Source organism: Paenibacillus sp. SC116 (genome assembly GCF_024733555.1).
Lineage (GTDB): Bacteria > Bacillota > Bacilli > Paenibacillales > Paenibacillaceae > Paenibacillus_B.
Genome location: NZ_JANIOF010000001.1, coordinates 1901573 through 1918677, shown reverse-complemented (window position 1 = coordinate 1918677; position 17105 = coordinate 1901573). Strand labels below are relative to the sequence as shown.

Below are 17105 nucleotides of genomic sequence, written 5' to 3'. Positions count from 1 at the left end.
TCAACCAACAGGTCAAGTACAAAGCATTACAGCACAAACACATGGAGCACAACAAGATGTAGTGCCACAATCGTACCAACCAACAGGCCAAGTGCAAAGCATTACAGCGCAAACACATGGGGCACATCAAGATGTAGTGCCGCAATCGTACCAACCAACAGGTCAAGTACAAAGCATTACAGCACAAACACATGGAGCACAACAAGATGTAGTGCCACAATCGTACCAGCCAACAGGCCAAGTGCAGAGCTATGCTCATACAGAAACGCAGTACCAACCAACGGGCCAAGTATACAGCGTAACAGCTGAAACGCATGGAGCACATCAGGATGTAGTGCCGAATTATTATCAATCGACAGGTCAAGTGCAAAGCGTGACAGGTCAAACGCATACTTCGTAATAAAGTTAGAAGACAGAGAAGCGGTTGTAACATAGGCCGCTTCTCTTATTGTGAAAAAAATTATAAATAGATGTTGACATTAGTTAGAATTCAAGATATCATTGCTTACATTAAGTTAGTTCATTATTAATATAAATTGATTATTTAAGATATCCTAATTCGAGATATATAATGAGGAGAGAATAGATTTGACTAAAGTATTAGTAGTAAACAGTAATCCCAAACCGCTTGAGCTATCTTTCAGCCGCCAGCTTGGTCAACACTTCGTAGATCAGCTTCGCACAGCTGGTCAAGTAGAAGTAGCACAAGTGAACTTGTATGAAGAAACAATCCCAATGATCGATGGTCTTGTACTTGATGCATGGGGCAAACTTGGTGCAGGTGAAGCTCTTTCTGCTGAGCAGCAAGCAACAGTAGGCCGCATGAATGAGATTCTTGAGCAATTCCTTGCAGCAGATGTAGTTGTATTTGAAGTGCCGATGTGGAACTTGAGCTACCCACCAATGTTGAAAGCATACATTGACAATATTACAATTGCTGGCCGTACGTTCAAGTACACTCCGGAAGGCCCACAAGGTCTAGCAGGCGGTAAGAAAGTTGTTCTTGTTGAGTCTCGTGGCGGTGATTATTCCCAAATGCCAGCTCTTCAATTCACACACAACTACATGCAAGCAGCAATGGGCTTTGTTGGTATTACGGACTACAGCAACTTGGTTGTTCAAGGTGTTAATGCAGCTCCGGATCAAGCTCCAGCATTGTTGGAAGCAGCGAAAAAACGTGCTGAAGAACTTGCGAAACAAGTACTGTAAGACACCCAAATATGTACGGTTTTCAAGTGCTCTATAGAGCACAATTATAAATTCGAGTGAACGAATAAGGAGAGAATATCAAATCATGACAAAAGTATTAGTAGTTAACAGCAACCCAAAACCACTTGAGATTTCTTACAGCCGTCAACTAGGCGCACACTTCGTAGATCAACTTAAAGCAAATGGTCAAGTAGAAGTAGCACAAGTAAACTTGTATGAAGAAACAATTCCAATGATCGACGGTCTTGTACTTGATGCATGGGGCAAACTTGGAGCAGGTGAAGCTCTTTCTGCTGAGCAACAAACAACTGTAGGTCGCATGAATGAAATTCTTGAGCAATTCCTTGCAGCAGATGTAGTTGTATTTGAAGTGCCAATGTGGAACTTGAGCTACCCGCCAATGTTCAAAGCATACATCGACAACATTACAATTGCTGGCCGTACGTTCAAGTACACACCAGAAGGCCCACAAGGTCTAGTAGGCGGCAAGAAAATCGTTCTTGTTGAAGCACGTGGTGGTGCATACGCTGAAATGCCAGCTCTTCAATTCACACACAACTATATGCAAGCAGCTATGGGCTTCATCGGTATTACAGACTACCACAACCTAGTAGTTGAAGGTATAGCAGCAGCTCCAGATCAAGCGCCAGCATTGTTGGAAGATGCGAAGAAGCGCGCAGAAGAGCTTGCAAAGCAAGTATTGTAATCCAAGAATTATATTCTAAGTTCTAAATGTCTTCCCTCTAAATGCGTTATATATAAGCAGAATCTTCTCCTTGTGAGAGGGTTCTGTTTTTTTGTGTCACCATTTGGGCTACTGCACATATGATGATATCGGATGAAGGGAGGGAGCGAACGGAATGGCCGTTATTAAGGCGAACTCAGAAGATGTAAGGCTGTTGGCGCGTCTTATGCGTGCGGAAGCAGAGGGTGAAGGCGAACAGGGAATGATGATGGTCGGGAATGTTGGTGTTAATCGAATATTGGGCGATTGTTTGGATTTTTTGAACATACGATCGGTGAGCGATATGGTGTTTCAAAATCCAGGTGGTTTTGAGGCGACACAGAAAGGCTATTTTTATCAAAAAGCCCGTGACCGTGATGTTCGACTAGCACAGCGAGCCATTAATGGAGAGCGAGTGTGGCCAGCTTCATACGCATTGTGGTTTTTCCGGCCTGCAGGGGATTGTCCGCCTACTTGGTACAATCAGCAAAATTCAGGACGCTATAAGGCTCATTGCTTTTTTACCCCAACTGGTGAAGATTGTCCAAATGTATATAACACTTATTAGTATCGATAATGAGTCAAATACATGTTCGTTTGAAATGAAGTAGCTATATATAGAGACAGTAAAGATCTGAAAAGGAGAGAGTGCAATGACAAACATGAATTACAGCTACCCTGTACAGCAAGGCGGTTTTTCAGGTCAAATCGGTAATAATAAACCACCAGGACAATGGGGGGGGAATGGAATGACGGCTGTACCCTATTTGACCCCGCAGCAGCAAGCGATGGTGATTCCACCGCAGCAACAGCCACAGCAGCATGTTATTCCTCCGCAAGTAAGCAGTGGCGCAGTTATGACACCGAGCGGTACAGTTATACAAACACAAAGTACTGAGCAGTCTTTTGTGGAAAATATTTTACGCTTAAACCTTGGCAAAGTAGGAACATTTTATATGACCTATGAAAATAACTCCGAGTGGAACGCTAAAATATTCCGCGGCGTACTAGAGGCAGCTGGACGTGATCACATCATTATTAGTGATCCAGCTACGGGACAGCGCACATTGCTGCTTATGGTGAACTTGGATTACGCTACTTTCAATGAGCCGCTTGTATACACAGGCATTCCAGGTGCCCCAACAAGGTAAGCAAAACATAATGCAGTTTCCGCACATAACGGCCCTTTGGCATGTAAGCAGATGCTTACGTTCCAGAGGGTTTTATTTAGGTTAATAGAGTGAGAAGAACAATTTCGTTTATAGATAAATCATGCCTTTCTTATGAGTTTTTCTTGTTTGTAGTGCAGAAGAGAAACAATTCAGCTATGATGATCATAGTTGAATTGGTAACTATGACATCATGGTGAAGAGCTTTTATTTTGATTGACACTTGGTTGGGGGAATCTATGAAACGTCCGAAAATATTTATATTAACGGCCTCCTATGGCGATGGCCATGTTCAAGTAGCAAATGCATTACAGGAGCAGTTCAAGCGATATGAAGTAGATATACGCATCATTAATTTAATGGCGGAAGCGCATCCACACTGGGATTCTTTCGTCAAATATATATATTTGCAAAGTTCGAAGTGGGCAGCTGTTGGTATCGACTACTATGGCTGGAGCTATTACAGCACCCGCAAAATTACACGTAAGCACCCGTTAGTAACGGCTGGTTTCTCAATCGGTTCTGGCAAGTTGAAGCATCTGCTGAAAGAGGAGCAGCCTGATGCTGTTATTAGTACCTTTCCTTATTTTGATGTTTCTCAAGTGTGCAAAAATCTAGGTATGGATGTGCAAACCTTTACGATTGTTACGGATTTTGACTTGCATCAACGCTGGATACTATCACCTAATGATCGCTATTATGTGGCGACTGAAACATTGAAGGAAGGGATTCGTTCACGCGGTATAGCGGAGGAACAAATTGTCGTTAGTGGGATTCCTATACGGAAAATATTTTCTGATATGATCCGCGTGGATGGAACTTTTGCTAAATATGGCCTTCGTTCCGAACTAAAGATGACACTTGTTTTGTCTGGGGGGTATGGTATTCGCCAATCCGATGATGGCTGGCTGCAGCAATTGGCATCTATTGAGGGGCAGCAGGTCGTGATCGTATGTGGACGCAATGAGCGACGCAAACAGGAGTTGGAACAAGTATTTGCACAGGCACCTAATGTTCATGTTCTCGGCTATGTGGACAATGTCGCTGCGTTGATGTCTTGTGCTGATGTTCTTGTGACGAAAGCAGGGGGAATTACGTTGTCCGAGGCGCTGGTCATGAATGTTCCCGTATTTATTGCACGTCCACAGCCAGGTCAAGAGCTTGAAAATGCGCGTTTTCTTATGCGTGAAGGTGGAGCAGTAGTAGTGAGGCGCGAAAGTGAACTAGTGAGGGAAATTGAGGCGGTATATCAATACCCGTTGAAGTTGCAAGAAATGAAGCAGGCGATGCGAAGATTGGCTAAACCGGAGGCAGCTGCTCTTATGGTGGATGATGTCGTGGATCAACTTATAGTTACACAGGCTACAAAAACTACAGAAGCATGCCGCACGTATCAATATTCCTGACTTACATAATGTAGAAATATGCTTAGTTTTGGTTGGAGTACAGCCGTATAGGTTAGAGGTAAAGGGGGATCGAATGACCAGTGTGACTGTGTTATTCGATCCCTTTTGAACGATGTGGCTATGAATGCTGCTGTTCGCGTCGCTTGCGATCAAACCAATGTTGAAGCACTAACGTGAGGCAGGCGACAAATACAAGTATGGAAGCGACTGCAAAGGCAGCAGAGAATTGATACTCGTTATAGAGTATTTCAATATGAAGCGGTATCGTATTCGTTTCCCCACGGATATGGCCTGAGACGACTGAAACGGCACCAAATTCACCCAATGCTCTCGCATTACAAATGATAATGCCATACAGCAGTCCCCATTTCATATTGGGCAGCGCAATCCGCCAGAACAGCTTCCAGCCGTTGGCGCCTAATGTAATGGCAGCCTCTTCTTCTTGAATTCCTTGCGTTTGCATGAGCGGTATTAGCTCCCTCGCTACAAATGGGAACGTAATAAACAGTGTTCCTAGCATAATCCCAGGCCAAGAAAAGATGATGGCTATGCCATTTTCCTGAAGCCAAGGCCCGAACCATCCCTGTGCGCCGAATAGCAGAATAAACATAAATCCAGCAATGACTGGGGAGACCGAAAAGGGAACATCTATCAAGGATACGAGCAATTGCTTGCCGCGAAAGCTAAACTTTGTTATGCACCAAGCGGCGGCGATGCCGAATACAGCATTAAGCGGCACGACAACGGCTACTGTCAGTAAAGATAGTTTGATGGCAGCCCATGCATCCGGATCTTCCAGTGCAGCTACATATACCTCAAAGCCACGTTTAAAAGCTTGTGAAAATATGGTGATGAGCGGCAAAATCAGCATAACGATTACAAATAAGAGCACAATTCCAATCAATGTCCTCCTCACCCATGCAGGCTCACTTGTGACAGAACGATACGATGTTGTACGCCGTGACGCAGTGAGCGATGATGCTGCTTGAGAAGATGGAAGTGGTTGTTGAGAGATAGTCATAAGCATGTACCTCATTATTATTGTACTTTTGAACTGCCGTTTAACAGGCTATAACGAACCCCAGCGTCTTGTGAAGCTCCATTGAATGACATTCATCAGTAGGAGGAGTACAAATGCGATCACGAGCATAACAAGAGCAATGGAAGTCGCACCTGCATAATCATACTGCTCCAGCTTCGTCATCATTAACAATGGGGCGATTTCGGTTTTGAACGGCATATTGCCTGCGATAAAGATGACAGAGCCATACTCACCTAGCCCTCTAGCAAAGGCTAGCGCGAATCCAGTTAGCATCGCAGGGAACAGCTGCGGCAAAATAATACGGATGAACGTTCGCCAGCGATAAGCGCCTAATATGGCAGCAGCCTCCTCTACATCATGATCCCATTGCTCCAATACCGGCTGTACGGTACGGACGACGAATGGCAGCCCAATAAACGTCAATGCGATCGTGATGCCTACTACGGAGTACGCGCTCGGTATGTTTATCGCATACAGCCATTGGCCAATCCAGCCATCTTTCGCATAGATAGCTGTTAATGCGATACCGGCAACTGCTGTTGGCAGAGCAAATGGTAGGTCGATGATGCCGTTAACAAGCTTCTTGCCTGTGAAGTCGTAGCGCACGAGCACCCAGGCGATGATGAAGCCGAATACGACATTAATCAAAGCAGCTGTTAGCGAAGTTAAAAAGCTAATTTTATAGGCGGCAATCACGCGTTTATCCAATATTAGTTCCCAGAAGGTACCCCAGCTCATCTGCAAGGAGTGGAGCACAATCGCAGCGAGCGGTATCAGTACTAAGAAGGATAAATAGATAAGGGTGAAGCCCATGGACAGTCGAAAGCCAGGCAGGACGCTTTTGGCGTTCCTGCTCGGTTTACGTTGGGATTTTAATATAGACATAGACGTAACCTGCTTTCTATCAAGCGTAATGATTCCGCAATGCCTTATTTGGCATAAATTTGGTCGAAAATGCCGCCATCAGCAAAGTGCTTCGCCTGGGCAGCTTCCCATCCGCCGAAGTCCTTATCAATCGTTAACAATTCAATGTTCGGAAACTTACTTTCATGCTTCTTCGCCACTTCTTCAAGGCGAGGGCGATAGTGATGTTTCGCTACGAGTTCTTGAGCTTCTTTTGTATACAAATATTTCAGATACGCTTCCGCTACTTTTCTCGTACCACGTTTGTCAACAGTATTATCAACGACAGCAACGGGAGGTTCGGCTAATATACTCAACGAAGGTACGACAATATCGAACTGATCTTTGCCAAGCTCATTCACGGCTAGGAAAGCTTCATTTTCCCAGGAGATCAGAACGTCGCCAATGTTGCGTTCTACGAAGGTAGTCGTGGAACCGCGTGCGCCAGAATCCAATACTTCAACTCGCTTAAATAAGGATTGTACAAATTGCTGTGCAGCAGCTTCATCATTGTTGTTGTGCTTAAGGGCGTAACCCCATGCAGCAAGGTAATTCCAGCGTGCACCGCCGGATGTTTTTGGGTTAGGAGTAATAACGGAAACGTCGTCGCGTATGAGATCGTTCCAATCTTTAATTTGTTTAGGATTGCCTTTGCGAACTAGGAAGACGATCGTGGAGTAGTAAGGAGCGCTGTTGTCTTCGAAGGATTTCTGCCAGTCCTGCTTCAGAAGCCCTTTCTTTTGTATAGCGTTAATATCATAGGCAAGTGCGAGTGTCACGACATCTGCTTGCTGTCCGTCGATAACGGAGCGAGCTTGTTTGCCGCTTCCACCATGTGACTGCTTAACGGTCACGTTTTGACCAGCTTCTTTTAGCCAATGAGCAGCAAATGCTTTGTTGTACTCTTCATAAAATTCACGGGTTGGGTCGTAAGAAACGTTTTGGATTTCAATCTCTGTCTTGTTTTGTTCTCCGTTGCTTCCGGATTGATTGCTGGTGCTTTTTCCACCGCAGCCTGCGAGTATCGTTGCCGTTAAGCCAATTAGCAAAAGGGAAATAACAGATGTTTTAATTTTTCTTTTTTGTCCTGCGATCATGAGAGAGAACCCCTTTCTCTTTAACAGATGATAGCGAATCGCTCAAGTCGTATCTGTGGCGTTCTAGGCGGTCAATTTGGACGATGCGTCCATCATGTACGACGATATTAAGTGAACCATAACGAAGGTCATTTAAATGTTCTGCTATGCGAGTGAGCCAAACATCTGCTTGGGGAATTGATTCGGTTGACCATCCAGTAGTGCTATCATTTTCTCGTTGTGGTGATATGCTCATCGTAAACCCTCCTCTTTTATTCATGAAAATTAGCCAAGACACCCTTTTACCATTCATTCTTTCTGAGCTTGAGTAGTGTTAGTATCTCCGGTGATCCGGTCGATGTGGAATTAAATAAAACAATTCCGATTGAGTTACTATGTTATTGGGGAGTATCTTATCAAGTGTAAAATGGAGTGTCAACGCTTCTGTATCGAAACTTAAACTTATTCTCATAATGCAAGAAAGGGACTTACATTAGTGGGAGGTAAACCCGATTTTGAAGGCCTCTTATTCCTAATAAGCCAGTTCTTTTGTTCAATTTGTTAGAATGTTCTAAGACAAAAGGAGTACAGATGGAAACCTGTCATGTTGCTAGTGTAGGTGCATATACAGATACAGAGTGGTGCCTTCTTGTACGCGGTTACAAATTGAAGTAATATACACAGTAGGATGTTTAGTTATCCGGTTCGTTGGCATGTCTAATTGCCAACAGTAACGATGTCCAACCTACAAGTGAGAGGAGATACAACATGATTATTACATTGAACAACGGAGTACGCATGCCGCAGCTTGGGCTTGGTGTATGGCGGGTTGAAGATGGAGCGCAAGTTGAAGATGCAATCAAAACAGCCCTTGAGGTTGGTTATCGTCATATCGATACAGCTGCTGTCTACAAAAATGAAACAGGTGTCGGTAAAGCGATGAAGGAGTCAGGCGTAGCCCGTGAAGATATCTTCTTAACGACAAAGGTTTGGAACGCCGACCAAGGCTATGAAGCTACTTTGAAAGCATTTGATGATAGCTTAAACAAGCTTGGTACAGATTATGTTGATCTATATCTCGTGCATTGGCCTACGCCAGAGCGTGACTTGTATATTGAAACATACAAAGCATTGGAGAAACTGGCTGAAGAAGGACGTGTACGTGCAATTGGTGTGTCTAACTTCCATATCCATCACTTGGAGCGTTTGATGGAGCATTGTTCGATCAAGCCTACGGTAAACCAAGTGGAATGTCATCCGCGTTTAGCTCAAAATGATTTGAGACAATTCTGCAACCAGCATAACATCGTGCTTGAAGCATGGAGCCCGCTTATGCAAGGTGGAGAAATTCTAGAGGACCGCGCTGTGATGGCGATCGCTGCTAACCACGGTAAGACAGGTGCTCAAGTTGTTATTCGCTGGCATTTACAAAAAGGGAATATCGTTATTCCTAAGTCTGTAACAGCATCCCGTATCCGTGAGAACTTCAATGTGTTCGATTTTGAATTGACGGCTGATGAGATGTTGATTATTGACCAGCTAAATCAAGATAAACGTGTTGGTCCAGATCCTGAGGACTTCAATATCGTATAGTAAGTGCATACTAAATACCCGCCTGATTAGAAGGGCGGGTATTTAGTATATTGCTTTATTCATATTTACTCCGTATCGTTCTTCAATCGTTGTAGTGCCGCAAACGGATTGTTTGCAAGTGAATCTTCATCATCATTAGATGGATCTTTGTAGTATATTTCACTCTCATACGCCGCATGGTCTGTCGTTCTATTTTGATGGAGTGATATTTTATCCGCAAAGTTGATATATAGTAATGCCGTATTGTATGCATCGTCAAGCGCACGATGATGAGAGCCGACGAAAGGAAGATTCAACTCTTCAAGTGCGGTTTTCAAGCCTATTTGCTGTTTGTTTGGTCGTCCCATTAAGGATGATATTTGCTGCTGCACATCTGTGTAGTTTTTAAGCCAACGCAAAGGTATTTTCTTAAGTCTACATTCCTTAGTAAATTGTATTTTGTCATCACGGCCCCATGAACACAAGGCATATTCTTCGATACCGATCCAGGCAACGAAGCGCTCAAGCGCTGCTGGCAATTCATCAGCAAGAATAATATCTTGCTGGCTGATCCCTGTAAATGAGGTTGTATCCTCGGTAATTCGGGAAGTCAGAGTAGGCTTGACAAAGGTTTGGAATGTATCGAGGATAACCGCTTTACCTTCGGAATGCGTTAGTTTAACGGCGCCGATTTCGATAATTTCGGATATTTGACCTTTGCGGCGTGTAACTGTCATTTCCAAGTCATAAATGATGGCAATCATGCTGCTCCCCTTCTTCCATATAAGCTTGCATCCCTGATTGTAACATATGATTGTGAGTGAAGGGATAGGTTTCATAAGGCTGAGATGTAATATATTGCATTCCATCTAACATAATCATACTATGATATTAGGTCTATTTTCATTCAGTGTTGTACATAATCATATACGTACTCTAAGCAGGAGGCCATCATGATTACTATCGTTTACAATCGTATGACCGTTATGAGGAAGATGATGATTTCACTTTTATTTATTATTGGGAGTATTGCGCTGGCTTACGCAGCAGTTGTTAAAATTCCTGATGCAATGTGGAAATTAGGTTCTGCAGCATTGTCTGTCATGGGACTTGTTTATTTCGGCCGATTGTTTTCGGTCACATTGCGTGCGACGGTGCGGAAGCAATCCCAGCTATTTGTTTATGATGAATCGGGAATATATAAGGAGAATGGTGATTTGGTGCCATGGTCCAATATTGAACATTTTACGGTCGTTTATACCCGAATTGGTATTTTGTTTCAACCGATCTTCACTCATTATGTATTTAAGCTTAAAAATGGGGATCAAGTTGTATGGCACACCTATGATTTGCTAACAGATGAAGAGGCGAAGCAATGGGCTCGTGTCTTGCAAGAAGAAGTGGCTGCGCGTGGATCAATGAACAAGCGTATAGGCAACAAAATTTCTGTTTAGTTGGCAAGTTAATGCGAGGAATGATTTATTCTATGCTGGATATATACAACGAGCATCTCGTCCCTTATGTATAGTCGGGGAGGGATGCTCGTTATTCGTTGTCATATTCGGATGTGCTTAGCCAATGAACTTACGTGAAACTTTTTTCCCGTCATAAGTGAAGAGAACACCTTTTTCTTCGACCTTCGTTTCCAAGTGAACTGATTTCCCCCATAACGTGAATAGGTAAGGGAGTGTTCGCTCGACATATTTGAGATCAAGTTCAACCCCTTCGTATTGATGTGTTACGTATAACTCTCCACTTCGCTGGTAATCCCCATCTTTCACAACGAGGTAAGGGAAACCTCCATTAACACGGCTATATACAAGCTGATCCCGCACATTTTCCCAAGCTTTATCTGTAATTTTCCACTCGATCCCCTTTTTCTCAAAAACGTATAGATCAAGATCATCTGTGAGCTTTTTCGTTAAATAATTGCGGATAAAGGATGTATCGGAATCCAGTTCCCGTACTTCGAATATTTTAGCGCGTCCTTGCCCATCCTTTCTTCCGAGCCGTTCTTTTTCTTCCTTTGTCGGCTTATCCCAGCGTTTCTCAATATCTTCAAATATTTTCAGCCCCAGATAGTAGGGGTTTAAGCTGTTCTTCGATGGTTGTACGACAGATGCGTTCAGCTTTGCATATTCGAATGATTCTTCTGTCGTAAGATCGAGCTCCCGAACAATCCGCTGATGCCAGTAGGATGCCCAGCCCTCATTCATTATTTTTGTCTCCATTTGCGGCCAGAAATACAGCATTTCATCACGCAGCATTGACATAATGTCACGCTGCCAGTCTTCTAGCTCTGTGGAGAACTCTTGAATGAACCATACAACATCTTTCTCCGGTTCGGGTGGGAACGTTCGATTCTGATGCTCTTTGCGCGGTGAATCCTTGCTGTCTTTCAATGGAGAATCAAGATCCCACAGATCATCGTAAGAGCCTTTGAGCTTCGAAGGCTTCGCTTCTTTCATCTCCTGTATTTTGAGCTCCATATATCGCTGCTTATCGAGTTTCTGTGGGCGAATGATTTGAGGGTCAACATGTTCTTGAATCGCCAGTACTGCATCGATGAAGCTTTCAACAGCTTGTGCGCCGTATTCCAGTTCATACTGAGATACTCGCTCTGCGGTTGCTGACATACTTTCCACCATATTGCGATTAGAAGTGGAGAAGCGGATGTTGTTTTTGAAAAAGTCACAGTGTGCTAATACGTGCGCGACGATTAGTTTGTTCTGGATCAGTGAATTTCCTTCCAGCAAGAAGGCGTAACAGGGATTGGAGTTGATAACCAATTCATAAATTTTGCTTAATCCAAAGTCATATTGCATCTTCATTTTGTGAAATGTCTTTCCGAAGCTCCAATGATGGAAGCGAGTAGGCATGCCGTAAGCCCCGAACGTGTAAATAATATCAGCAGGGCATATCTCATACCGCATTGGATAGAAATCAAGGCCGAACCCTGCGGCAATTTCCGTAATTTCGGCAATTGCATAATCTAGCTGCTTCAAATCGTCTGAAGTCATAAGAACACCCCATTTGCTGGCTGTTTTTTGAAGAAATGCTTTAGGGCTTTATATACTTCGGTTTTTTCCTTAATGACATAATACATGAAGTTAGGCAGGTCAATGTTGCGATAGGCAGACATCAGGGTACTGCTGCGATTGTATTGATTAACTTCTCCGTAACCGAACATATTGGACACGCTCAGCAGTTGGCGAATTAATTTTACACAACGCTCATTATCACTTGTTAAGTTATCTCCATCTGAGAAATGGAACGGATAAATATTGTAGAGGGATGGAGGGAAGCGGCTTTCAATGATTTCTAATGCCTTAATGTAAACAGAAGAACAGATCGTACCTCCACTTTCACCTCGTGTAAAGAAGTCTTCCTCGGATACTTCCTTTGCTTCTGTATGGTGGGCGATAAATACAATATCTACTTTTTCATACTGCTTGCGTAGAAATCTTGTCATCCAAAAGAAGAAGCTGCGGGCACAATATTTTTCAAAGCTGCCCATCGATCCCGAAGTATCCATCATGGCAATAATAACAGCATTGGATTGAGGTTTCACAATCTCTTCCCACGTTTTGAATCGAAGATCATCAGGATTGATGCCATGAATGCCAGGGTTACCATTTAAAGCGTTACGGCGAATGTTTTCTAGAATGGTACGCTTCTTATCGATATTGGACATAATGCCTTTTTTGCGAATGTCGTTAAAGCGGATATCGGTAATTTCCAGTTGGTCCTTGTCTTTTTGTTTTAGATTAGGAAGCTCGAGTTCTTCGAAGAGCAGTTGCTCCAGTTCTGCAATGCTAATTTCAGCTTCTACCACGTCGGAGCCGGGCTGATCGCCTGCTTTGCGGCCTTTTCCTGGGCCTTGTTGCTGACTGTCGGTACCAAGAACATCTCCGACACGACTCTTGCCATTCCCTTGGCCAACATGCTTCTTCTTATTGAAGTTGTATACAAATCGGAACTCATCAAGACTTCGGATAGGCACTTTAATAATTTGCTTGCCATCTGACATGATGATGTTCTCTTCAGTGACGAGATCGGGAATATTTTGCTTTATTGCTTCACGTACTTTCTTCTGATGACGGTCTTGATCCTGATACCCTTTCCGATGCAGCGACCAGTCTTCTCGTGACACAATATATGATAAATCTTTCATGAAAACACCTCCTCGAACAATCACAACCGCTATTGTATTCAATATATTCAAGTTCGAAGGGGATATGTGATAGAACAAATGAGAATAAAAAAGAACCTTCTGTTCCACAAAGTTGTGGTAATGAAGGTTCTTCGGTGTTTATGCAAATGTAACGCTGTTGCCAAGCAAGCTGCTAGTCATCATGACTTATTTGTCCGGACTGGACAAAGGCCGTGCTCTGAATAATCGGCAGCCTAGGATCCGCCAGTACGACGGCGTTGGTTATTCGGCTTCTTGTTGTTTTGACTTCTCAATGCCTTCGTCGACTGGTCACCATGGAATCCTTGATTTCCTTGGGCTTGCTGTTCTTTCTTCTTCGCTAACAAAGCTTTGGCAGCGTTTGCCATGCTTGTCTTCTTCGGTTGTTCGGATTCAGTCATCGCTACGATCTTCCTTTCAACTGTACGATCTAACACGCACAGATGGTGCTGTGATGAACATAGACTAACACGGAAAGAGGGGCAATTGCAATATGTTCTATACTGAATAGAGGTAAGAAGCTAAAGTATGTTGCTGTAGTTATATGATGTTCTAAAACGATAATCACCCCCCTGTTTCCTGGGGGGAGCAGGGGGGTGATTTGGGCTTGACCAAAGTATGCTTTAAAATGAATACATACAACAGCTTGGATGTCGAAGAGCTGAATCGTGTTGAGCAATCGCATTCGTCGCCAGCTTCATTTATTTGTAACCGCAGAGTTCAAAAAAGAAACAATTGATGACAACAGCGATCGGAAACATGATCATCTCTTTGAACGAAACGACAAGCTGATTGATGCCTTCTTCATTCAATCATCACTACTCACGATACTCACGAGGAACACGGCGTGCTACCTTTGTCTCCAACGCAGCTTCGATAACGCGTTTACGTACGTTCTCGACGACAGTCGGGTTAAATACGCTTGGGATGATATAGGAAGAGTTACGCTCTTTATCCGTAATTGTCGCGGCAATTGCCTCAGCGGCCGCGAGCTTCATCTCTTCATTAATCGTTGATGCGCGACAATCCAGTGCTCCGCGGAAAATACCTGGGAAGCAGAGCAAATTGTTAATTTGGTTTGGATAATCAGAACGCCCAGTTGCCAGAACAGCTACAATATCAACCGCTTCTTCAGGAGCAATTTCAGGATTAGGGTTCGCCATCGCAAATACGATAGGGCGTTCTGCCATCGTAAGAACGTGCTCACGTTTGAGAAGTCCACCTCGGGAAAGGCCGATAAATACGTCGGCTCCCTTGATGACATCAGCTAGGCTGCCTGACTCCAAGTTCGGATTGGTGCGTTGAGCGAATTGGTTCCAGGAATCCTGTTCATAAGTGTTTGTGCGCACAATGGCTCCGTCAATATCGACACCGATCAAATTTTTACAGCCGGCTTTTAGCAAAATGTTGCTGCAAGCGACACCGGCAGCTCCAATCCCGTTTACGACGATCTTGACATCTTCGATCCGTTTCTTTACTAATTTCAATGCGTTTATTAAACCCGCATAGAGGACGACAGCAGTGCCATGCTGGTCATCATGGAATACGGGAATATCTAATTCTTCTTTCAAACGAGCCTCAATCTCAAAGCAGCGAGGAGATGAAATATCCTCTAAGTTAATGCCGCCAAATCCAGGTGCGATAGATTTTACGATTTGAATAATTTGTTCTGTGTCTTGAGTATCGAGACAGATTGGAACTGCATCCACATCTCCGAATTGCTTGAACAGCATGGCTTTACCTTCCATAACAGGCATTGCACCATACGGGCCGATGTCACCAAGGCCAAGTACAGCTGTTCCGTCAGAAACAACAGCTACCGTGTTCCGTTTCATCGTAAGCGTAAAAGCTTTGCGTGGATCATCATGAATTGCCATACAAACTCTAGCTACGTCTGGCGTATAGACTCGGGATAAATCATCACGGTTCTGAACAGGATGCTTCGCTTTCATTTCAATCTTGCCACCAAGATGCATAAGGAACGTACGATCTGAAATGTGAAGCAGTTGAACGCCAGCCAAAGCTTTAATCGAAGTGGAAATGCGATCGATTTGGACGGTGTCTTGGACTGTAACCGTAATATCACGGATCGTTTTTTCAACATTCGTCTGAATCATATCGATAGCGACAACGTCTCCGCCATGCTCACAGATTGCTGAAGCAATGACCACAAAGTTTGTCTCTTCGTTTAGCATTTCTACACGCAAGGTAAAGCTTTTACCTGAACCAGCATTGAATGGTTTGTTTGCCATGAGTTTCACCACTTTTTATCAAGTTGTTATCCTTCTTCGTTTACTAGAACTTTTTTGCCTCTCATTTTCAAGATCAATGGAATAGCGATCCATAAGAGGGCGCAGACTAAAAATACGACTGACAATGGTTTTGTAACAAAGATAGAAAAATCACCGTTTGATGCAGTTAATGCACGACGCATGTTGTTCTCAATCATTGGACCTAATACTAGAGCTAGTACGAGAGGAGCGATAGGGTAGTCATGCTTAGTAAATATATACCCTAGAAGACCACATCCTAATAATACCATGAGATCAAATATGCTGACTTGTACAGCGTATACTCCAAATATCGAAATTGCAACAATTATTGGTAATAAATATCGAGTTGGTGTATCAATAATTTTTGCGAACACTTTAACAAGTGGCATGTTCAAAACTAAGAGCATCACATTACCGATAAACATACTGGCAATTAAGCCCCAAGCAACTTCAGGGTGCTTATCGAATAACAAAGGGCCTGGCTGAATGTTATACATCATGAATGCGCCCATTAGAATGGCAGTTGTACCTGATCCCGGTATACCAAGAGTTAGAAGTGGGATCATCGCACCACCTGATGATGCATTGTTAGCAGATTCAGGAGCGGCAACGCCTTCAATTGCGCCCTTACCGAATTTTTCAGGATTTTTGCTAATTTTTTTCTCCGTAATATAACTGAAGAATGATGCAAGCGTCGCACCTGCGCCAGGCAGGACACCGATAAAGAAGCCAAGTAAAGAACCGCGTGTAATAGGAGCGGCACTATCTTTAAGGTCTTGTTTCGTTGGCATAACGCGCCCGATCTTCGCAATTTTCCCATTTGATTTGTCATTGTCGATAATCGTTTTGAATACTTCGCCCAAGGCGAACATACCTACAGCGATTGTCAGGAACTCTAGTCCTGCATATAAAATAGGGTTATCAAACGTAAATCGAGCAACACCTGAAACATTGTCCATACCGATTGTTGCAAGCAATAGTCCGAATACCGTCATAATAAGTGCTTTCGTCATAGACTTTCCTGCCAAGCCGCTTACTGCACATAAACCAAGCAGCATAAGAGAGAAATATTCAGCAGGGCCAAATGATAATGCTACATTGGACAAAGGCTCTGCAAGGAATACTAATCCGATCAAGGAAACGAGGCCTGCCACAAAAGAACCGATTGCAGCGATAGAAAGTGCAGCTCCTGCGCGTCCTTTCTTTGCCATCTGATAACCGTCTAATGCGGTAACGACGGATGATGATTCCCCAGGGGTATTTAAGAGAATAGACGTTGTTGAGCCGCCATACATGGCTCCGTAGTAAACACCAGCAAGCAAAATGATAGAACTTGTAGCTGCTTCAGCAGGGCCTAAGCCGATACCGCTTGTAACGGAACTCGTAACTGGAATTAGCAGGGCCACGCCACTCATCGGTCCGATACCAGGAAGAACGCCGACAGCAGTTCCAATAATAACACCTACGAAGGCAAATAAGAGGTTATACCATAAGAAGCTGGTTGCAAAGCCATTCATTAAATGTTCAAATACGCTCATC

18 protein-coding genes are annotated in these 17105 nt (G+C 43.6%); 8 read left to right on the top strand and 10 right to left on the bottom strand.

What is annotated here, in order from left to right; all coding sequences use genetic code 11:
• The 6 genes from NQ117_RS08430 to NQ117_RS08405 form a co-directional block, all read left to right on the top strand.
• Positions 1 to 400 (top strand): hypothetical protein (locus NQ117_RS08430; protein WP_258277520.1); only part of this gene is annotated, 400 nt, incomplete at its 5' end.
• Positions 401 to 588: 188 nt separating this feature from the next.
• On the top strand, positions 589 to 1209 hold the full coding sequence (locus NQ117_RS08425) for an FMN-dependent NADH-azoreductase (RefSeq protein WP_258277519.1): 621 nt from the start codon (positions 589 to 591) through the stop codon (positions 1207 to 1209).
• An 85-nt stretch (positions 1210 to 1294) separates the two neighbouring features.
• Entirely contained in the window at positions 1295 to 1915 is a 621-nt protein-coding gene (locus NQ117_RS08420) for an FMN-dependent NADH-azoreductase (RefSeq protein ID WP_258277518.1), read from the top strand.
• A 154-nt stretch (positions 1916 to 2069) separates the two neighbouring features.
• Positions 2070 to 2501, top strand: coding sequence for a cell wall hydrolase (locus NQ117_RS08415; protein WP_258277517.1), 432 nt, complete (start codon positions 2070 to 2072; stop codon positions 2499 to 2501).
• A 94-nt stretch (positions 2502 to 2595) separates the two neighbouring features.
• Entirely contained in the window at positions 2596 to 3084 is a 489-nt protein-coding gene (gene gerQ, locus NQ117_RS08410; protein WP_375163055.1) for a spore coat protein GerQ, read from the top strand.
• Between the two features lie 257 nt (positions 3085 to 3341).
• A complete protein-coding gene (locus NQ117_RS08405; RefSeq protein WP_258277515.1) occupies positions 3342 to 4508 on the top strand; it encodes an MGDG synthase family glycosyltransferase in 1167 nt (388 codons plus the stop codon).
• A 118-nt stretch (positions 4509 to 4626) separates the two neighbouring features.
• On the opposite strand, the gene cysW is transcribed toward NQ117_RS08405, so the two are convergent.
• Genes cysW through NQ117_RS08385 form a run of 4 tightly spaced genes read right to left on the bottom strand, consistent with a single transcriptional unit; the run spans position 4627 to position 7785 of the window.
• Positions 4627 to 5535 carry a sulfate ABC transporter permease subunit CysW gene (cysW, locus tag NQ117_RS08400; protein WP_375163033.1) on the bottom strand — a complete coding sequence of 303 codons (909 nt, stop codon included), beginning with the start codon at positions 5533 to 5535 and terminating at the stop codon, positions 4627 to 4629.
• 42 nt (positions 5536 to 5577) lie between these two features.
• Positions 5578 to 6435, bottom strand: a complete 858-nt coding sequence (cysT, locus tag NQ117_RS08395) for a sulfate ABC transporter permease subunit CysT (protein ID WP_258277513.1) — start codon at positions 6433 to 6435, stop codon at positions 5578 to 5580.
• A gap of 44 nt (positions 6436 to 6479) precedes the next feature.
• Positions 6480 to 7550 carry a sulfate ABC transporter substrate-binding protein gene (locus NQ117_RS08390; protein ID WP_258277512.1) on the bottom strand — a complete coding sequence of 357 codons (1071 nt, stop codon included), beginning with the start codon at positions 7548 to 7550 and terminating at the stop codon, positions 6480 to 6482.
• Positions 7522 to 7785 carry a YezD family protein gene (locus tag NQ117_RS08385; RefSeq protein WP_309137858.1) on the bottom strand — a complete coding sequence of 88 codons (264 nt, stop codon included), beginning with the start codon at positions 7783 to 7785 and terminating at the stop codon, positions 7522 to 7524. The genes NQ117_RS08390 and NQ117_RS08385 overlap by 29 nt, the downstream gene beginning before the upstream one ends.
• Positions 7786 to 8297: 512 nt before the next feature.
• Between NQ117_RS08385 and NQ117_RS08380 the strand changes: the two genes are divergently transcribed.
• Entirely contained in the window at positions 8298 to 9122 is an 825-nt protein-coding gene (locus tag NQ117_RS08380) for an aldo/keto reductase (protein ID WP_258277511.1), read from the top strand.
• 65 nt (positions 9123 to 9187) lie between these two features.
• Here the strand turns inward: NQ117_RS08380 and NQ117_RS08375 are convergent, their stop codons facing one another.
• Complete coding sequence (locus NQ117_RS08375; RefSeq protein WP_258277510.1) at positions 9188 to 9865, bottom strand: 3'-5' exonuclease; 678 nt, start codon at positions 9863 to 9865, stop codon at positions 9188 to 9190.
• A 189-nt stretch (positions 9866 to 10054) separates the two neighbouring features.
• Here NQ117_RS08375 and NQ117_RS08370 point away from each other — a divergent pair, with 189 nt between their 5' ends.
• Positions 10055 to 10555, top strand: coding sequence for a hypothetical protein (locus NQ117_RS08370; protein ID WP_258277509.1), 501 nt, complete (start codon positions 10055 to 10057; stop codon positions 10553 to 10555).
• A 117-nt stretch (positions 10556 to 10672) separates the two neighbouring features.
• Here NQ117_RS08370 and NQ117_RS08365 read toward each other — a convergent pair whose 3' ends face one another.
• The 5 genes from NQ117_RS08365 to NQ117_RS08345 form a co-directional block, all read right to left on the bottom strand.
• Positions 10673 to 12121 (bottom strand): SpoVR family protein, encoded by a 1449-nt coding sequence (locus NQ117_RS08365; protein ID WP_258277508.1) that lies wholly within the window; start codon positions 12119 to 12121, stop codon positions 10673 to 10675.
• Positions 12118 to 13275 carry a sporulation protein YhbH gene (gene yhbH / locus NQ117_RS08360; RefSeq protein WP_258277507.1) on the bottom strand — a complete coding sequence of 386 codons (1158 nt, stop codon included), beginning with the start codon at positions 13273 to 13275 and terminating at the stop codon, positions 12118 to 12120. The genes NQ117_RS08365 and yhbH overlap by 4 nt, the downstream gene beginning before the upstream one ends.
• Positions 13276 to 13508: 233 nt before the next feature.
• Entirely contained in the window at positions 13509 to 13694 is a 186-nt protein-coding gene (locus NQ117_RS08355) for a hypothetical protein (protein WP_258277506.1), read from the bottom strand.
• 417 nt (positions 13695 to 14111) lie between these two features.
• Positions 14112 to 15545 carry an NAD-dependent malic enzyme gene (locus NQ117_RS08350; protein ID WP_258277505.1) on the bottom strand — a complete coding sequence of 478 codons (1434 nt, stop codon included), beginning with the start codon at positions 15543 to 15545 and terminating at the stop codon, positions 14112 to 14114.
• A gap of 26 nt (positions 15546 to 15571) precedes the next feature.
• Positions 15572 to 17104, bottom strand: coding sequence for a tripartite tricarboxylate transporter permease (locus NQ117_RS08345; RefSeq protein ID WP_258277504.1), 1533 nt, complete (start codon positions 17102 to 17104; stop codon positions 15572 to 15574).
• Position 17105: the final 1 nt, after the last annotated feature.

Coding starts and splice junctions, on each gene's coding strand:
- NQ117_RS08420 (WP_258277518.1), top strand. CDS start 1,295: ATGACAAAAGTATTAGTAGTTAACAGCAACCCAAAACCACTTGAGATT.
- NQ117_RS08415 (WP_258277517.1), top strand. CDS start 2,070: ATGGCCGTTATTAAGGCGAACTCAGAAGATGTAAGGCTGTTGGCGCGT.
- gerQ (WP_375163055.1), top strand. CDS start 2,596: ATGAATTACAGCTACCCTGTACAGCAAGGCGGTTTTTCAGGTCAAATC.
- NQ117_RS08405 (WP_258277515.1), top strand. CDS start 3,342: ATGAAACGTCCGAAAATATTTATATTAACGGCCTCCTATGGCGATGGC.
- cysW (WP_375163033.1), bottom strand. CDS start 5,535: ATGCTTATGACTATCTCTCAACAACCACTTCCATCTTCTCAAGCAGCA.
- cysT (WP_258277513.1), bottom strand. CDS start 6,435: ATGTCTATATTAAAATCCCAACGTAAACCGAGCAGGAACGCCAAAAGC.
- NQ117_RS08390 (WP_258277512.1), bottom strand. CDS start 7,550: ATGATCGCAGGACAAAAAAGAAAAATTAAAACATCTGTTATTTCCCTT.
- NQ117_RS08385 (WP_309137858.1), bottom strand. CDS start 7,785: ATGAGCATATCACCACAACGAGAAAATGATAGCACTACTGGATGGTCA.
- NQ117_RS08380 (WP_258277511.1), top strand. CDS start 8,298: ATGATTATTACATTGAACAACGGAGTACGCATGCCGCAGCTTGGGCTT.
- NQ117_RS08375 (WP_258277510.1), bottom strand. CDS start 9,865: ATGATTGCCATCATTTATGACTTGGAAATGACAGTTACACGCCGCAAA.
- NQ117_RS08370 (WP_258277509.1), top strand. CDS start 10,055: ATGATTACTATCGTTTACAATCGTATGACCGTTATGAGGAAGATGATG.
- NQ117_RS08365 (WP_258277508.1), bottom strand. CDS start 12,121: ATGACTTCAGACGATTTGAAGCAGCTAGATTATGCAATTGCCGAAATT.
- yhbH (WP_258277507.1), bottom strand. CDS start 13,275: ATGAAAGATTTATCATATATTGTGTCACGAGAAGACTGGTCGCTGCAT.
- NQ117_RS08355 (WP_258277506.1), bottom strand. CDS start 13,694: ATGACTGAATCCGAACAACCGAAGAAGACAAGCATGGCAAACGCTGCC.
- NQ117_RS08350 (WP_258277505.1), bottom strand. CDS start 15,545: ATGGCAAACAAACCATTCAATGCTGGTTCAGGTAAAAGCTTTACCTTG.
- NQ117_RS08345 (WP_258277504.1), bottom strand. CDS start 17,104: ATGAGCGTATTTGAACATTTAATGAATGGCTTTGCAACCAGCTTCTTA.